Source organism: Micromonospora sp. NPDC005173 (assembly GCF_040608515.1).
Lineage (GTDB): Bacteria > Actinomycetota > Actinomycetes > Mycobacteriales > Micromonosporaceae > Micromonospora.
The window spans coordinates 187973-203408 of the sequence record NZ_JBEXIK010000001.1; the positions used below are offsets into that span (position 1 = coordinate 187973).

General features: G+C 72.1%; 18 protein-coding genes. 6 read left to right on the forward strand and 12 right to left on the reverse strand.

Translation table 11 applies throughout. From position 1 onward, the window contains the following. Positions 1-831 carry an SDR family oxidoreductase gene (locus ABZV00_RS00895; RefSeq protein WP_355600711.1) on the reverse strand — a complete coding sequence of 277 codons (831 nt, stop codon included), beginning with the start codon at positions 829-831 and terminating at the stop codon, positions 1-3. A gap of 114 nt (positions 832-945) precedes the next feature. Next, on the reverse strand, positions 946-1404 hold the full coding sequence (locus tag ABZV00_RS00900; protein WP_328422547.1) for an Lrp/AsnC family transcriptional regulator: 459 nt from the start codon (positions 1402-1404) through the stop codon (positions 946-948). A gap of 269 nt (positions 1405-1673) precedes the next feature. On the opposite strand from ABZV00_RS00900, the gene ABZV00_RS00905 reads away from it, so the two are divergent. Beyond that, positions 1674-1940 (forward strand): BldC family transcriptional regulator, encoded by a 267-nt coding sequence (locus ABZV00_RS00905; protein ID WP_328422546.1) that lies wholly within the window; start codon positions 1674-1676, stop codon positions 1938-1940. A gap of 100 nt (positions 1941-2040) precedes the next feature. On the opposite strand, the gene ABZV00_RS00910 is transcribed toward ABZV00_RS00905, so the two are convergent. Then, positions 2041-2670 (reverse strand): UbiX family flavin prenyltransferase, encoded by a 630-nt coding sequence (locus ABZV00_RS00910; RefSeq protein ID WP_355600714.1) that lies wholly within the window; start codon positions 2668-2670, stop codon positions 2041-2043. A 153-nt stretch (positions 2671-2823) separates the two neighbouring features. Between ABZV00_RS00910 and ABZV00_RS00915 the strand changes: the two genes are divergently transcribed. Then, on the forward strand, positions 2824-3813 hold the full coding sequence (locus ABZV00_RS00915) for a terpene synthase family protein (protein WP_355600716.1): 990 nt from the start codon (positions 2824-2826) through the stop codon (positions 3811-3813). 60 nt (positions 3814-3873) lie between these two features. On the opposite strand, the gene mqnP is transcribed toward ABZV00_RS00915, so the two are convergent. Next, on the reverse strand, positions 3874-4785 hold the full coding sequence (gene mqnP, locus ABZV00_RS00920) for a menaquinone biosynthesis prenyltransferase MqnP (RefSeq protein ID WP_328422541.1): 912 nt from the start codon (positions 4783-4785) through the stop codon (positions 3874-3876). After that, positions 4785-6242: a menaquinone biosynthesis decarboxylase gene (locus ABZV00_RS00925; RefSeq protein WP_355600718.1), complete on the reverse strand. Its 1458-nt coding sequence runs from the start codon at positions 6240-6242 to the stop codon at positions 4785-4787. Before ABZV00_RS00925 ends, mqnP begins: the two co-directional genes overlap by 1 nt. Positions 6243-6466: 224 nt before the next feature. On the opposite strand from ABZV00_RS00925, the gene ABZV00_RS00930 reads away from it, so the two are divergent. Next, positions 6467-7282 carry an alpha/beta hydrolase gene (locus ABZV00_RS00930; RefSeq protein ID WP_355600720.1) on the forward strand — a complete coding sequence of 272 codons (816 nt, stop codon included), beginning with the start codon at positions 6467-6469 and terminating at the stop codon, positions 7280-7282. Between the two features lie 36 nt (positions 7283-7318). On the opposite strand, the gene ABZV00_RS00935 is transcribed toward ABZV00_RS00930, so the two are convergent. Beyond that, entirely contained in the window at positions 7319-7873 is a 555-nt protein-coding gene (locus ABZV00_RS00935; protein ID WP_355600722.1) for a carboxymuconolactone decarboxylase family protein, read from the reverse strand. A 100-nt stretch (positions 7874-7973) separates the two neighbouring features. On the opposite strand from ABZV00_RS00935, the gene ABZV00_RS00940 reads away from it, so the two are divergent. Next, on the forward strand, positions 7974-8450 hold the full coding sequence (locus ABZV00_RS00940; RefSeq protein ID WP_355600724.1) for a MarR family transcriptional regulator: 477 nt from the start codon (positions 7974-7976) through the stop codon (positions 8448-8450). 152 nt (positions 8451-8602) lie between these two features. After that, on the forward strand, positions 8603-8818 hold the full coding sequence (locus ABZV00_RS00945; protein WP_328422531.1) for a hypothetical protein: 216 nt from the start codon (positions 8603-8605) through the stop codon (positions 8816-8818). Positions 8819-8838: 20 nt separating this feature from the next. Here the strand turns inward: ABZV00_RS00945 and ccsB are convergent, their stop codons facing one another. From ccsB to hemL, 6 genes are read right to left on the reverse strand one after another with little or no spacing between them, the layout of a single operon-like run. Continuing rightward, on the reverse strand, positions 8839-9822 hold the full coding sequence (ccsB, locus tag ABZV00_RS00950) for a c-type cytochrome biogenesis protein CcsB (protein ID WP_355600728.1): 984 nt from the start codon (positions 9820-9822) through the stop codon (positions 8839-8841). Next, entirely contained in the window at positions 9822-11477 is a 1656-nt protein-coding gene (locus ABZV00_RS00955; RefSeq protein ID WP_355600730.1) for a cytochrome c biogenesis protein ResB, read from the reverse strand. The genes ccsB and ABZV00_RS00955 overlap by 1 nt, the downstream gene beginning before the upstream one ends. After that, entirely contained in the window at positions 11477-12331 is an 855-nt protein-coding gene (locus ABZV00_RS00960) for a cytochrome c biogenesis protein CcdA (protein ID WP_355600732.1), read from the reverse strand. The genes ABZV00_RS00955 and ABZV00_RS00960 overlap by 1 nt, the downstream gene beginning before the upstream one ends. Further along, on the reverse strand, positions 12331-12897 hold the full coding sequence (locus tag ABZV00_RS00965) for a TlpA disulfide reductase family protein (RefSeq protein WP_355600734.1): 567 nt from the start codon (positions 12895-12897) through the stop codon (positions 12331-12333). The genes ABZV00_RS00960 and ABZV00_RS00965 overlap by 1 nt, the downstream gene beginning before the upstream one ends. Further along, on the reverse strand, positions 12897-13544 hold the full coding sequence (locus ABZV00_RS00970; protein ID WP_328422521.1) for a histidine phosphatase family protein: 648 nt from the start codon (positions 13542-13544) through the stop codon (positions 12897-12899). The genes ABZV00_RS00965 and ABZV00_RS00970 overlap by 1 nt, the downstream gene beginning before the upstream one ends. A 6-nt stretch (positions 13545-13550) precedes the next feature. Further along, positions 13551-14888, reverse strand: a complete 1338-nt coding sequence (gene hemL / locus ABZV00_RS00975; protein ID WP_355600736.1) for a glutamate-1-semialdehyde 2,1-aminomutase — start codon at positions 14886-14888, stop codon at positions 13551-13553. Positions 14889-15052: 164 nt separating this feature from the next. On the opposite strand from hemL, the gene ABZV00_RS00980 reads away from it, so the two are divergent. Continuing rightward, the gene (locus tag ABZV00_RS00980; protein ID WP_088951070.1) at positions 15053-15388 is read left to right on the forward strand and encodes an STAS domain-containing protein; all 336 of its coding nucleotides are present in this window, start codon (positions 15053-15055) and stop codon (positions 15386-15388) included. Positions 15389-15436: the final 48 nt, after the last annotated feature.

Genomic DNA, 15436 nt, shown 5'->3' on the forward strand with positions numbered 1-15436 from the left:
TCAGCTCCGGTCCGGCGGGGTGGCCCGGCGCGACTGGCGGCGCTGCCCGGCCCGGCCGACGGCCTGGACGAGTGGGGTCAGCGCGACGGCCAGCCGGGGCAGGGTGTCCAGCAGCCGGACCTGCGCTCCCCGCCAGCGCGGCAGGCTGACCACTGGGCGCGGTCGCCGGGCCAGTCGGACCGCCCGGGCGGCCACCCGTTCCGGGGTCAGCAGCGACCCGGTGAACGACGCCAGCGCCCCGGGGTCGTCCAGCCGGTCGTGCAGCATCGGGGTCCAGATGCCGTCCGGGCAGAGGCAGGAGACGTGCACCTGTCGGTAACCGGCCATCCGCAGGTCGGACAGGATGCCGAGGCTGAACGCCAGCAGCGCGTGTTTGCTGGCCGCGTACACCGTCTCGCCGGGCGCGGCGACCAGCCCGGCCAGCGAGACGACGTTCAGCACGTGGCCGTACCCCTGCCCGCGCATCACCGCGAGCGCCGCGAGGGTGCCGTTCATGGCGCCGAGCGCGTTCACGTCGAGCACCCGGCGGCGGGTCGGGCCGTCGTGCTCCCAGGCGGGGCCGGTGACCAGGATGCCGGCGTTGTTGACCCAGAGGCCGAGGCCGCCACGGCTCGCCGCGGTCGCCGCGATCTCGGCGCAGGCGTTCTCGTCCCGGACGTCCAGCGCGGCGGACCAGCCGCCGAGCGGCGCGGCGGCGGCCGCCACGGCGTCCGCGTCGAGGTCGGTGAGCAGCACCGACCAGCCGTCGGCGTGCAGCGCGGCGGCGACGGCGCGACCCAGGCCGCCGGCAGCCCCGGTCACAACGGCCGCTCCACGTCCCGGCAAGGTCATCGGCGCACGCTACCGCCGGCCGGGCAGGCGGCACCAGGGCCGACCGGCCACGCTGCCGGACCACCGATGCCGGATCCGGGGGTACGCCGACGGCCGGTGGGCGGTACGCGCGGGTCAGGCCGGCGGCGAGCCGACGGGCTGGGGGCGGTTCTCCCACTTGGTGGAGAGCGCGATGGCGGTCCGGGTGGAGGCGACCCCGGGCGTCCGGTTCAGCCGCACGATCAGCTGCTCCAACTCGGCGATGGTGCCGACCCGCGCCTTGAGCAGGAACGACTCGACACCCGCCATGAAGTAGCAGGACTCGATCTCGGGCAGCACCCGGAGCGACTCGAGCATGTCGTCGCTGTCCGCGCCCGAGTCCTCGACGATGCCGATGAGCGCGGTGACACCCAGCCCGATCGCCTCCGGCGCCACGTCCGCGCGGTAGCCCCGGATCACGCCGCTGCTCTCCAGCTTGCCGACCCGTTCGTGCACGGCCGGGGCGGAGAGGCCCACCTGCCGGGCCAACTCGGCGTACGAGAGGCGGGCGTTGCCGCGCAGCAGGTCGACGAGGCTCAGGTCGATGGCGTCCACGGAGAGTGACCTTAACCGGTTGGGCGTAACGCGACGCCTTCGGCATCCGTTGCACACAGCAGTGAGTGACTGTTCACAAACAGACAGTGAAGGTAGGGGTTACGCCAGTACCATTTACTAACTTCCCACTCAGTGCGTTTTTCGCGTTTGGCGGACAGGCCAGGTCCCTGGTGCTGTAATTGCCATACGTCCCTCATGACGGCTCTGGGCTCGCACCAGCCGGGGGCAGTGTGTTCAGCCAGGGGCTTCGTCGACGCGAGGAGGGGGCTGTGGACACTGGAGATCGCCTGCTGACACCGGGTGAGGTCGCCGCGCTGTTTCGGGTGGACCCGAAGACTGTGACGAGATGGGCGGCGGCCGGCCGGATAGGAAGCATCCGGACTCCAGGCGGGCATCGCCGGTTTCGGGAATCCGAGGTGCGAGCCCTGCTTGAGGGGGAGGGCATGCTGGACGAGGTGGACGAGGTCGGAAAATCACGCAACGTGGGACCGGCCGCCTCCACCGGGCCAGGTCCGGCCAACGCCGGCATGTACTGAACTGGTGCGGACAACGCCACGCGGACCGGGCATCAGTCCGGTCCGCGTCCCACTACGACCAGTCGTCCCGCCGCAGGACCGGTCGGGCTGAGCGGACGGCTCAGCTCCGGGCCGCGCCGAGCTGGCCGGACCACCGTCGGAACAGAGTGTGCGGGACGGCGAGCGCGTCCAGCACCTTGCCAGCCACGAAGTCGACCAACTGCTGGGCGCTGGCCGACGCGCCCGCGCCGTAGAAGCCCGGGCTTGCCGGCAGCACCACCGCGCCGGCGTCGTGCAGTGCGATCAGGTGCTCCAGGTGGCTACGGGTCACCGGCGTCTCCCGGGGGACCACCACCACCGGCCGGCGCTCCTTGAGGTTGACCTCGGCAGCACGCTGCAACAGGTCCTTGGAGAGCCCGATCGCGATGCCGGCGCAGGCAGCCGTACTGGCCGGCACCACGGCCATTCCGCGTACCCGGTAGGAGCCGCTGCTCGGCCCGGCGGCCAGGTCGCCCGCCGGCCAGTGCCGCAGGTCCGCGCCGGTCAGGTCCCGGCCGAGCCAGGCGGCGAGGTCCTCGGCCCAGTGCGCGTCGCGGAACGGCCGCCCGGTCTCGTCGAGCAGGGTCAGCCGCGCCGCCCGGGACACGATCAGGTCCACCGCCTCGCCCGCGTCGAGCAGCCCGCCGATGACGGCCGCCGCGTACGGCGTGCCGGAGGCCCCGGAGACTCCGACCACCCATGGTTCCCGCATACCTTCCAGCCTGCCTGGTCGGGCTGGTGCGTCGGCGGGCACCCCCGGGATCGCTGGTCGCCCGAGTTGTCCGGGGGGTACCTGTGCATCCCGTCGACCTGAGATGCTGCCGGTGGCGATTCGCACCGGCAGCAGATCGCACAGGAGGCATCGGTGACGACCGGCAAGGTCCTCTGGACGCTACGCGCCGAGTGCCCGATCCCGGCCCGGCTCTCGCCGCACGCCGACCGGGTGCAGGAGTGGCTGCTCGGCCTGCTGCCCGAGCTGGGCCTGCCGCTGGACGACGCCGCGCTGCACCGGCTGACCCGGGGTGCCTTCGCCCGGTACGCCGGCCGGCTCTACCCGGACGCGAGCGAGGCCGACCTGCGTGTGCTGACCGCCCTGTTCACCTGGTTCTTCCTGGTCGACGACGCCTGCGACGGGCCGGGCCGGCTCGACCCGGGCCAGATCCGGGCGCTGCGCAACGGCACGCTGGCTTTGCTGCACGACGGCCCCCGGCCACGGCACGCCGGGCTGACCGGTCCGCTCCGACGGCTACTGGTGCTGGCCTGGCGGGAGCCGCGCCGCCGGATGCCGGCCCGGTGGCGACTGCGCTTCGCCGACGCGGTGGCCCGGCATCTCGACGGCACCTGGCGGGAGGCGGTCAACAAGGAGGCCAGCCATCGGCCCGGCGTCACCGAGTACGTCGAGTTGCGTCGGGCCACCTCGGCGGCGGACGTGTCCTACCCGCTGGTGGAGTTCGTCAGCGGCCGACCGCTGCCCGACCCGGTCTACCACCACCCGCTGCTGCGCCAGCTCGCCCACACCGGCAACGACCTGCTCTCCTGGTACAACGACCTGGCCTCGCTGGACCGGGACCGGGCCACCGCGGGCGGGCACAACCTCGTGCTGGCCATGCAGGACGAGTGGGGCCTGTCGCCCGCGACGGCGGTCGACCGGGTGGCGGAGCGCTGGCGGGAGTCGATGCGGCACTTCGTGGCGCTGCGGGCCGCAGTGCCGTCGTTCGGCCCGGCGCTGGACGAGGCGGTCACCGACCACCTCGACGGGGTGGCCGACGCGGTGCGCGGCACCATCGAGTGGACGCTGGAGAGCGGGCGCTACCCCACCGAGCATCCCGAGCCCGCCGGCACGTCCCAGCCCTGACCGCGCCGGCCCGGACCGCGCCGCAGCGGGTCGGCGCGGAGGTCGGGCGATGCGGACCGATCAGGGCCGCAGGTCGAGCCGGATCACCAGGTCGAGCAGGGCGAAGACGAACAGCGCGATGCCGACGAAGCCGTTGGCGGTGAAGAACGCCCGGTTGACCTTGCTCAGGTCGGTCGGGGTGACCACCACGTGCTGGTAGCCGAAGGCGACCGCGGTCAGTGCCAGGCCGACCCACCAGAGCCAGCCGAACCCGATCAGCGCGCCGAACCAGACGAAGAGCCCGAAGGTCACCACGTGCGCCACGGTGGAGGCGTGCAGCGCGAAGCGCCGCCCGTACCGGGCGGGCACGCTGTGCACACCGATCTCCCGGTCCACCTCGGTGTCCTGGCAGGCGTAGATCAGATCGAAGCCGCCGATCCACAGCCCGACCGCCGCGCCCAGCAGCCAGGCCGGCCAGGAGCCGTCCAGGGTGCCGGTGACCGCCAGCCAGGCGCCGACCGGGCCGACCGCCTGAGCCACCGCAAGGATGGCGTGCGGCCAGTTGGTGAACCGCTTGCCGTACGGGTAGACCACCAGCGGCACCACGGCGAGCGGCGCCAGCACCAGGCAGAGCGGGTTGAGCAGGGCGGCGGCGGCGAGGAAGACCACCAGTGCGACGGCCGCGCCGGTCCAGGCCGTCCGCACGCTCACCGCACCGGTGACCAGCTCACGGCCGGCGGTACGCGGGTTCCGCGCGTCGATCCGCCGGTCGAGGATCCGGTTGGCGGCCATCGCGAACGTCCGCGCCCCGACCATCGCCACGGTGATCAGCAGCAGGTCCATCCAGCGCACCCGGCCGCCGTTGACCTGCATCGCGGTCAGCGCCGACAGGTACGCGAACGGCAGCGCGAAGACCGAGTGCTCGATCGCGACGAGCTTGAGGAAGGACTTGATCCGGCCCGGACGTTCGGCCGGCGCGTCGAGGACCGCCATCAGATGCCGTACTCCTTCCAGCGCTTGTCGACCAGGGAGGTGACCTCCGGCGACATGCGCATCTCCTCCGGCCAGCCGCGGGTGTATCCCTCGGTGGGCAGCTTGCGGGTCGCGTCGACGCCCGCCTTGCCGCCCCAGAACTGCTGGTACGACGCGTGGTCGAGGTGGTCGACGGGCCCCTCGGTGAGCAGCAGGTCGCGCGCGTAGTCGACGTTGCCGAAGGCGCGGAAGGCCACCTCGTTGTAGTCGTGCACGTCGCAGTCCTCGTCGACGATCACGATCAGCTTGGTCAGCGACATCATGTGCGCGCCCCAGATAGCGTTCATCACCTTCTGGGCGTGCTTCGGGTACCGCTTGCGGATCGACACGATCGCGCAGTTGTGGAAGACCCCGGCGGCCGGCAGGTCGTAGTCGACGATGTCCGGAATCAAGAAGCGCAGCAGCGGCGCGAAGATCCGCTCGGTGGCCTTGCCGAGACCGTGGTCCTCCTGGGGCGGCTGGGACGTGACGATCGAGTGGTAGACGGGGTCGCGCTGCATGGTCATCGCCTCGATGTGCATCACCGGGAACGGCTCCACCGGCGTGTAGAAGCCGGTGTGGTCGCCGAACGGGCCCTCCGGCAGCCGCTCGCCCGGCTCGATGTAGCCCTCGAGGACGATCTGCGCGTGCGCCGGCACCTGCAGCGGCACGGTCAGGCAGTCGACCATCTCGACCCGCTCGCCGCTCAGGAAACCGGCGAAGAGGTATTCGTCGATGTCGGCCGGCAGTGGCGCGCTGGCCGAGTAGGCGACCGCAGGGTCGGCACCGATGGCGATCGCCACCGGCAGCCGCTGCCCGAGCTGCTCAGCGACCGCGTGGTGCGCCGTGGAGTTCTTGTGGATCTGCCAATGCATGCCGATCGTGTTGCGTGAGTGCTGCTGGAGCCGGTAGAGCCCGAGGTTGCGCTTGCCGGTCTCCGGGTGCTTGGTGTGGGTCAGCCCGAAGTTGTGGAAGATCCCGCCGTCACCCGGCCAGACCTGCAGCCCCGGCAACCGGTTGAGGTCGACGTCGTCGCCGCGGTAGACCACCTGCTGGCAGGGGGCCGTCTTGACCTTCTTCGGCGGCATCGACTTGAGCTGCATGACCTTGCCGAGCCCGCCCATCATGCCCGAGAAGCCCTGCGGCAGCTCCGGCTTGAGCAGCTCGCCGATCCGCGCGCCGATCTCGTCGAGGTTCTCCACCCCGAGCGCCATCGCCATCCGCTTCTCGGTGCCGAACAGGTTGACGGCGACTGGCATCTCGCCCCGGGTGGGCCGCTCGAAGAGCAGCGCCGGACCGCCGGCGCGGACCGTCCGGGTGACCACCTCGCTGATCTCCAGCGTGGGGTCGACCGGGACGTCGACACGTCGCAGCTCCCCCGCGCGCTCCAGCGCCGCGAGGAAGTCCTTGAGATCGGTGTACGGGAAGCCACGCGCCATACCCGCCAGTCTCCCCCACCGGCGCCCCAACCTTCCCGGCCGGGTCCGGGGATGGCGGGCGTCACCCGGCCGGAGGCATCCTGACCGCGCCTGCCGGTGGCGGATCGCCCGTTGTGTGCCGACGGCCCCGTGGGGTTCGCCACAGCAGCCGCCGGTCCGGGCCGGATCTGTCGGCGCCGACCGGCACCATGCGTGGGCCGTCGCAACAGACCAGGGGGAACACCATGCCGCACCGCACGCCGGTGACGTTGAACTTCGTCGAGCACGGTACGGGGACCCCGGTGCTGGCCCTGCACGGTTGGACACCTGACCACCGGCTGATGCTCGGTTGCCTCGAGCCGGTCTTCGCCGGGCGCACCGGCTACCGACGGCTCTACCCGGACCTGCCCGGCATGGGCGAGTCGCCGTGCCCGCCCGAGATCGCCAGCTCCGACGATGTGCTCGCCGCCGTGCAGGACTTCGTGGACGACGTCCTCGGCGACGCACCGTTCCTGCTCGTCGGCGAGTCGTACGGCGGCTATCTCGCCCGCGCCATCGCCCGGTCCCGCCCCGACCAGGTGCGCGGCCTGGCGCTGGTCTGCCCCACCGGCACTGCGGTGGAGAACGCGGATCGCACGGTGCCGCAGCGGCAGGTGCTGCGCCCCGACCCGGATCTGCTCGCCTCGACCGACGCCCGGACCGCTGCCGAGTTCGCGGACATCTCTGTCGTGCAGACCCCGGAGACGCTGCGCCGGTTCCGCGAGGAGATCCTGACCGGCCTCGACGTCGCGGACACCACGGCGATGGCGCGCATCCGGCAGCGGTGGACCCTCAGCGAGGATCCCGAGGACGGCGCGCCGTTCACCCGGCCGACCCTGATCCTCACCGGGCGCCAGGACCACGTCACCGGCTACCTCGACCAGTTCGTGCTGCTGCCGCACTACCCGCGGGCGACGTTCGCGGTGCTCGACGTCGCCGGCCACAACCTCCAGATCGAGCAGCCCGGGCTGTTCGACGCGCTGGTGGGCGAGTGGCTCGACCGGGTGGCGGCCGATGGTTGACCGGCTCCGCCGCCGGCCGACCACCGGCGGCGGCCGTCAGGCGGCCGGCTCCCAGGCGTGGGCGGCCAGCGGCGGGTCGAGCGGCGCGCGGGTGAGCCGGTTGGCGAAGGTGGAGATGGTGTACGTGCCAACGCCGAGCACCACGTCCAGCGCGTGCCGGGGCTGATAGCCGGCGGTCAGGAAGTCGTCCAGCACGCCGTCGGGCACCGCACCTCGATGGTCGAGCACGGCCAGGGTGAACTGGCGCAGCGCCTCCAGCCGTGGCTCCGGCAGCGCCGTGCCGGCCCGCAGCGCGGTGATCAGCTCGGTGGTCGCGCCGAGCCGGGTGAGCGTGCCGGTGTGCAGGGCGACGCAGACGTGACACTCGTTCGTGGTGGCGACGGCGAGGACGACCACCTCCCGTTCCAGCGGTTCGAGGGCGGTCTGTTCGAAGCCCGCGTTGGCGGTGAGGAAGCCGGCGAGCAGCTGCGGCGAGTCGGCCATCAGCGCCACCGGGGCGGGCAACCAGCCGAACCGGCGGCGTACCGCCTCGACGGTCGGACGGGCGGCGACGGGGGCGGTCTCGGCGGTGTGCGCGGTGAAGACGGACACGGTTACCTGCTTTCGGCAGCGGAGTCGGGAGTGCCACGTCGCCCGGAGCCCCGTAAGATAGTCAACGTGGTTGACGAAATAGTAAACGTGGTTGTCGAACATGGCAACCGCTGAACCCGCCCGGCCCGGCTTCCAGCTGCCGCTGCTGCTCCTGGCCGGTTTCCGGACGCTGATCGACGACCTGCACGCCGAGCTGGCCCGGCAGGGCCATCCGGAGCTGCGACCGCTGCACGGCTTCGTGCTCCAAGCGGTCGGGGCGGACGGCACCACCGCCACCGAACTGGGCCAGCGGTTGGGCATCTCCAAGCAGGCAGCCGGCAAGACGGTCGACCGGCTGGTCGCCGTCGGCTACCTCGCCCGGATCGACGACCCCCGGGACGCCCGCCGCCGGCTGGTCATGATGACCCCGCGCGGTGTCGACGGGTTGCGCCGCTCGGCGGAGATCTTCGACCGATTGCGCGAGCGGTGGGCCGACACCCTCGGCCCGGAGCGGGTCGACGCCCTGGAGGACGACCTGCGGACGATGGCCGCCGCCAACTGGTTCCGGCTCGACGTGCCAGGGTGGTTCGGCGGCTGACCGCACCAGGGTTGATCGACACCATGTTGCCGACATGGCGGTGTTGGCGGCGCGAAACACCGCGACATCGCCGACCTGGAGTGGGTCAAGCCGCGCGGACAAATCTCACCGGCACTGGCGTGCCTCGCCCGCCGGCGCGCAGCCTGGAAGGCATGTCGGATGCCTACGTCGTCGGCGACCCGGACGGGTTGTCGCCCCTGCTGGTCGAGGTGCGCGACGCCATCGCCCGGGAACTGCACGCCCAACTGGCGCTGCGCGCCGAGCGGATCGAACTGGCCGACCTGCCGGAGGTGGCCTACCAGGTCACCGTGCAGGTGGACCGGACACTGCGCGGCTGGCGACCCCGGTCGCCGGGATCCGACGGGTAGGACGTCGGGCTACTCGAGGATCAGTCCAGGCCACCGTACGAGTGCAGGCCGGTGAAGAAGATGTTCACGCCGAACAGGTTCATCAGGACGGTGAGGAAGCCGAGCACGGCGATCCAGGTGGCCACGTTGCGCTTCACGCTGGGCGTGGCCCGGGCGTGCAGGTAGCCGGCGTACACGACCCAGGAGATGAAGGCCCAGGTCTCCTTCGGGTCCCAGCCCCACGGCCGCCCCCAGGCCGCCTCGGCCCAGATCGCACCGGCGATCACCGCGAAGGTGAAGATCGGGAAGGCGAAGGCGTGCAGCGTGAAGGTCAGCCGCTCCAGACCAGCGGCCGCCGGCAGCCGCTTGGCGAGGGTGTACGGGAAGCTCCGCTTGCCCTGCTCGAACCCGGAGCGCATCAGGTAGCCGACCGCCGGCACGGCGCCCAACAGCAGGATGCCGGACGCGAAGACGATGGTCGAGACGTGGATGACGAACCAGTACGAGTTCAGCGCCGGCACCAGCGGCACGATCGGCACGTACAGCACCAGCTCGGCGGTGGCCACCAGCAGCACCATCACCAGGGTGAGGAACAGCCCGAGCTTGCGCAGCGAGGGCCGCTTCCAGAGCACCACGAGCCAGGCCGCGACCCCGATGAACGTCACCGTGAGCACAAACTCGTACATGTTGCCCCAGGGCATGCGGTCGGCCGCGATGCCGCGGGTGACCAGCGCCGCGAGGTGCAGCACGGCGGCGAGCGCGGTGGCGCCCACCGCGGCCAGGCCGGCGATCCGGGCGCGCCGCGCCGAGCGGTCGGCTGCGGCCGACACCGGGACCGGCGCGGACGACGTCGGTACGGCACCGCCGCCTCCGCCGACGCCAGCGCCGACCAGCTCAGGAGCCGGAGCCGCGGCGGCGACCGAGGTACGCGCGTTGCCCAGCGCGTACTCCACGGCGTGGCAGATCATCGCGACCAGGTACACCAGGATCGCGAAGGTCACCAGATTGTCGGAGAGCGCGGACATCACTCGGTCCCTTCTCGCACACCGGCCCGGCCGCTGGAGTCAGCATCCGTTGCCGCCCGCTCGGCCGCCCGTTCGTCACCGCTGACCGCGGCGACGAGCTGGGCGAACTCGTCGGCGAACCCTGGATAGTCGGTGCGCGGCAAGCCACCGGCCTCCATCAAGCTACTACCGCCCGTCGGAGATCCGTCCGCCGGGTCGGCCGGCATCACCCGGAAGAACACCCGGCGGCGCCGCCCGAACAGCGAGCCCATCAACCCGACCAGCAGGAACCCGCAGCTGATCAGCAGGATCGTCGAGCCGGGATCGTGCCGGACGGAAAGGGTGACGTACCGCTCGGTGCCGAGGAACTCGACCTTGCTGCCGTCGTCCAGCGTCCAGGTCTCGCCCTTCTTGAGCAGCTTGGTGCCGACCTCCTTGACCTTGCCGGTCCGCACCTGCCGCTGGTCGAGCTGGTAGATCGAGCCCGGGATGCCGGCGTCCAAACCGAGGTTGCCCCGGTAGGCGACCAGGTTCAGCGCCGGGTTGCGCTCGGTCGGGTACTGCGAGCTGACGAACGGTGCCTGCTGTGGCGCCGTGGGCAGGTAGATGCCGGTGAACGCCATCTGCTCATCCGGTGCGCGCTGCCCGGTCCGCGGGTCGATGTTCGCGTCCGGGAAGGCCGCCAGCCCCTCGCTGGTCAGGCCCATGTCGCCGGTGGTCAGGAACGGCTCGTCGCTGACCTGGGTGCGGCCGAACCGGTCGGTGTAACGGATGACCGGGGCGTACCCGTGGCCGAGCAGGTAGACGTTCGCGTCGCCCAGCCGCAGTGGCGAGTTCACCGAGAAGTTGGCGCTGCGGGTCGGCTCGTCAGGGCCGTCGACGGTGACCGTGGCGTCGAAGAACTCCGGCTGGCCGGAGGCCAGGAACCGGGCCTGGAAGTCGTCCAGCCGCAGACAGAAACGGGGCAGGTCCTCGCTGTCCACCTGGGGGCCGAGCTTCGCCTCGGCGTACTGCTGCCGGGTGTTGCAGAAGGCGTTGTCGGCGCCCGCCACCAGCAGCCGGTTGCCGCTCCAGCCGTACCACGAGCCGAGCGCGACGCCGATCAGCACGGCGATCAGCGAGGTGTGGAAGAGCAGGTTGCCGGTCTCCTTGAGGTACCCCTTCTCGGCGGAGACCTCGTTGCCGCGGACCTCCACCCGCCAGCGTCGGCCGCGCAGCACCTCGGCGACCGCCGCCGCGCCGCCGGCCGGGGCGGGCAGCACCGCGTGCTGCGGCAGCCGCTGCAGCCGCTTCGGCGCGGCCGGCGGCCGGGACCGGAGCGCCCGGACGTGGTCGCGCAGCCGGGGCGTGATGCAGCCGATCAGGGAGGTGAACAGCAGCAGGTAGATCGCGGAGAACCAGACCGAGCCGAAGACCTCGAACGCGCCGATCCGGTCCAGCCGAGGGGCCAGGTCCGGGTGCTCGGTGAAGTACTCGTTGACCCTCTCCGGGCTGATCCCGCGCTGCGGCAGCACCGAGCCGGGGATGGCGGCGACGGCGAGCAGGAAGAGCAGGATCAGCGCCGTACGCATGCTGGTCAGCTGCCGCCACGAGTTGCGCAGCAGTGCCAGCAGCCGGTTGGGCCGGCGCCGGGGCGCCGGGGCCGCGGTCTCCGGCCGGTCGTCCAGGGCGGTCATCAGATGCTCACCTCGCCCACCCCGACGGTGGTCTGCAACCAGATCACGAAGCTCTGCCATCCGCCGGTGACCAGCGCGAGGCCGATCAGGATGAGCAGGGCGCCGCCGACCCGGGTGACCCAGCGGCTGTTGCGCCGGACGGCGCGGAAGACCCCGAGCAGGCGCTGGAAGCCCAGCCCGAAGACGACGAACGGTATCCCCAGCCCGAGGCAGTACGCCACGGCGAGCACGACCGCACGGTCGCTCTGGCCGCTCGCGGTGGCCATGCCCATCACCGCGCCGAGCGTGGGGCCGGTGCAGGGCACCCAACTGAGTGCGAAGACCGCGCCGAAGACCGGGGCGCCGAGCAGCCCGGCGGAGGGCAGACGGGAGATCCGGAACTCCCGTTGCAGGGCCGGGATCAGCCCGAGATAGCCCAGCCCGAGCACGATGATCAGCGCGCCGATGGCGATCTCCAGCTGCCGCTCGTACTCGAAGAAGACCCGGCCGATGCTGGCGAACAGGATCGCGGTGGCGACGAAGACGACGGTGAAGCCGGCGATGAAGAGCAGCGTCCCGGCGAGCACCCGGCCCTTGACGGCCGCGGCCGTGGCGGTCCGCTCCCGGACGGCGACACCGCCAGTGGCCTCGGCCGGCGTGGGGTTGGCCGGCGTGGGGTTGGCCGGCGTGGGGTCGGCCGCCGGACGGCGGCCCTCCAGGTCGGCGCCGGCGAGGCCGGTGACGTACGAGAGGTAGCCGGGGACCAGCGGGAGCACGCACGGGGAGAGGAAGCTGACCAGGCCGGCGAGCGCCGCCGCGCCGATGGCGAGCAGCAGCGGCCCGCTCGTGGCCAACTCCTTGAAGGTCTCGCCCATCAGCGAGACGCCGCCTGCTCGGCGGCGATCCGCTCGACGATCGGTTGCAGCCCCTCCTGCTTGACCGCTGCCCGGATCACCGTGGCGATCCGGCCCTCCCGGTCGAGCACCACGGTCGCCGGAATGCTGTTCGGTGGGATGTCCAGGGCGAGCGCCAGTTTGCTCGGCGGGTCGAACAGGCTCGGATAGGTGACCCGGCCCTCCTCGAACGCCTTGGCCTTGTCCCGCTGGTCCTGGACGTTGATGCCGAGGAAGGTCACCCCGGAGGCCTTGGTGGCCTGGTAGGTGCCCTCCAGGTCGTCCGCCTCGGCGCGACAGGGCGCGCACCAGGAACCCCAGAAGTTGAGCACCACCACCTGGCCACGGGCCTGGCTGACGTCGTAGTTGCCGCCGGTGAGCAGCTCACCGCTGATCGCGGGCGGTGCCGAGCGCTGGTCCGGTGCGCACTCGATGACACCGTCGGAGGTGGTCGTGCAGGTCTTCTCCCGGCCCTGCGAGGTGCAGCCGACCAGCGCCACCGCGGCGACGGTGGCGAGCAGACCCGCGGTCCACCTCCGGGCGTTCATCAGGCCCCCTTGGCCGTCCGGGCGGTCGCGGAGAGGGCGATCAGGTGCGCGGCCGGCTCGTTGTAGCCGATGCCGACCACCTTGGCGCCGTCGAAGTGGAACGAGGTGAGGCTGGCCAGCCCGCACTGCCGTTTGCGCGGGTCGTGCCAGAGCCGCTTGCGCTCGACGTACCGGCGCAGCGTCCAGATCGGCAACTGGTGCGAGACCAGCACCGCCTCGCGCCCCTCGGCGGCGACCCGGGCGGCGTGCACGGCGGCGAACATCCGCTCGGCGATGACCCGGTACGCCTCGCCCCAGGACGGCGTCACCGGGTCGCGCAGCACCCACCAGTTGCGCGGGTCGCGGAACGACCCGTCGCCCGGGGACACCTTCTTGCCCTCGAACCAGTTGGCGCTCTCGATCAGCCGCTCGTCCACCCCGACCGACAGCCCGAACTGGGCGGCGATCGGCTCGGCGGTCTGCTGGGCGCGCTCCAGCGGGCTGGCCACCACGTGCACGACCTCCCGCTCCGCCAACCCCTGTGCCGCGGCCTTGGCCATCTGCACACCCAGCTCGGAGAGGCGGAAACCGGGCAGCCGGCCGTAGAGGATCTGGTCGGGGTTGTACACCTCGCCGTGCCGGAGCACGTGGACCACCGTCTTGCTCACCGCTCGTTACCCCCCGTGACCCGCCGCTGCCGCCGCGTTCGCCGCCGTCGGCAGCGCGGCGGCGATCTGATCCAGAGCGGCGTCGTCGATCGCCGCCGACACGAACCACGACTCGAACGCGCTCGGCGGCAGGTACACGCCGGCGGCGAGCATCGCGTGGAAGAACGCCTTGAACGCCGGCACGTGCTGGGTGCGGGCGCTGTCGTAGTCGACCACGTCGGCGTCGGTGAAAAAGATCGAGAACATGCTGCCCGCGTACGACAGCCGGTGCGGGACCCCGGCGGCGGCCAACGCGTCGGCGGCGAGCTTGCCCACGACGGCGGCCGTCTCGTCGAGGCGGCGGTACAGCTCGTCGTCGGCCAGCCGCAGCGTGGCCAGGCCGGCGGCGCAGGCGAGCGGGTTACCGGAGAGCGTGCCGGCCTGGTAGACCGGGCCGGCCGGGGCGAGCCGGGCCATGATCTCGGCGCGCCCGCCGAACGCGGCGGCGGGCAGCCCACCACCCATGACCTTGCCGTACGTCCACAGGTCGGCGTCGGAGGGGTCGAGGCCGTGCCAGCCGGCGCGGGAGACCCGGAAGCCGGTCATCACCTCGTCGACCACGAGCAGCGCGCCGTGCGCGTGCGCGATCCGGGCTAGCTGCTGGTTGAAGCCGTCGCGGGGGGCGACCACGCCCATGTTGCCGGCGGCGGCCTCGGTGATCACCGCGGCGATGTGCTGGCCTTCGGCGGCGAAGGCCTCCTCGACCGCCCTGACGTCGTTGTACGGCAGCACGATGGTCTCGCTGGCCGCCGCGCCGGTGACGCCGGGTGAGTCGGGCAGGCCCAGGGTGGCCACGCCGGACCCGGCGGAGGCGAGTAGAGCGTCGACGTGCCCGTGGTAGCAGCCGGCGAACTTGACGATCTTGGAGCGGCCGGTGAAGCCGCGGGCCAGTCGGATCGCCGACATGGTCGCCTCGGTGCCGGAGTTGACCAGCCGGACCTGCTCCACCGGGGTCCGGTCGACGATCTCGGTGGCCAACTCCACCTCACCGGGGGTGGGGGTGCCGAAGCTGGTGCCCCGGGCGGCGGCGGCCTGTACGGCGTCCACCACCTCCGGGTGGGCGTGCCCGAGGACCAGCGGACCCCAGGAGCAGACCAGGTCGACGTAGCGGCGGCCGTCGGCGTCGTGCAGCCACGGACCCTCGCCGCGAACCATGAAGCGCGGGGTGCCGCCGACCGCCTGGAAGGCGCGCACGGGGGAGTTCACCCCGCCCGGCACGATGGCGCGGGCGCGGTCGAACAGGGCCTCGGAGGCCGGCGCGTCGGCCGGGTAGCGGCCGGATCCGGCAGAGAATGTCTCGGTCACGATGCCGCCATTGTGTCAGCGCCGAACGGTCAGGCCGCAGCCACCCCGGACCGGGGTTACCCGGCTCACCCGCCTCCGGCGCCCGTCAACGGGGCCGACACGGCGGCCGGAGCGCCTCGCGGCCTCGACAGGCCGGGTCGTCCGGATCGCGCTAGGCTGACCGGGTGGATCGTGCCGAACTGTCCATCACGCTACACCGGACGGGCGACGAAGCAGTGCTGCGCCTGGCCGGTGAGATCGACATGCTCACGGCCGCGCAGCTCTCCACCGTGGTCAACGAGGTGCTGGCCGACCCGCCGCCGAAGATCGTGCTCGACCTCGGCGGCGTCACCTTCTGCGACTCACAGGGCCTGGGCACCCTGGTCGTGCTCAGCCGCAAGGCCAGCCACGCGCAGAGCCTGCTGATGCTCACTCACGTGGGTGATTTCCTGATCCGCGTCCTGGACATCACCGGCCTCCGCAGCGCCCTGATGATCCGCAACGACCAACCCACCGGCTAGGCCCAGTCGCTGGCGGGCCCGCCGGGCGGCCAGCGGCCACATCCGCCC

Coding starts and splice junctions, on each gene's coding strand:
- ABZV00_RS00925 (WP_355600718.1), bottom strand. CDS start 6,242: ATGGCGCGTGGCTTCCCGTACACCGATCTCAAGGACTTCCTCGCGGCG.
- ABZV00_RS00910 (WP_355600714.1), bottom strand. CDS start 2,670: ATGCGGGAACCATGGGTGGTCGGAGTCTCCGGGGCCTCCGGCACGCCG.
- ABZV00_RS00960 (WP_355600732.1), bottom strand. CDS start 12,331: ATGGGCGAGACCTTCAAGGAGTTGGCCACGAGCGGGCCGCTGCTGCTC.
- mqnP (WP_328422541.1), bottom strand. CDS start 4,785: ATGGCGGTCCTCGACGCGCCGGCCGAACGTCCGGGCCGGATCAAGTCC.
- ABZV00_RS00930 (WP_355600720.1), top strand. CDS start 6,467: ATGCCGCACCGCACGCCGGTGACGTTGAACTTCGTCGAGCACGGTACG.
- ABZV00_RS00965 (WP_355600734.1), bottom strand. CDS start 12,897: ATGAACGCCCGGAGGTGGACCGCGGGTCTGCTCGCCACCGTCGCCGCG.
- ABZV00_RS00945 (WP_328422531.1), top strand. CDS start 8,603: ATGTCGGATGCCTACGTCGTCGGCGACCCGGACGGGTTGTCGCCCCTG.
- ABZV00_RS00895 (WP_355600711.1), bottom strand. CDS start 831: ATGACCTTGCCGGGACGTGGAGCGGCCGTTGTGACCGGGGCTGCCGGC.
- ABZV00_RS00955 (WP_355600730.1), bottom strand. CDS start 11,477: ATGACCGCCCTGGACGACCGGCCGGAGACCGCGGCCCCGGCGCCCCGG.
- ccsB (WP_355600728.1), bottom strand. CDS start 9,822: ATGTCCGCGCTCTCCGACAATCTGGTGACCTTCGCGATCCTGGTGTAC.
- ABZV00_RS00940 (WP_355600724.1), top strand. CDS start 7,974: ATGGCAACCGCTGAACCCGCCCGGCCCGGCTTCCAGCTGCCGCTGCTG.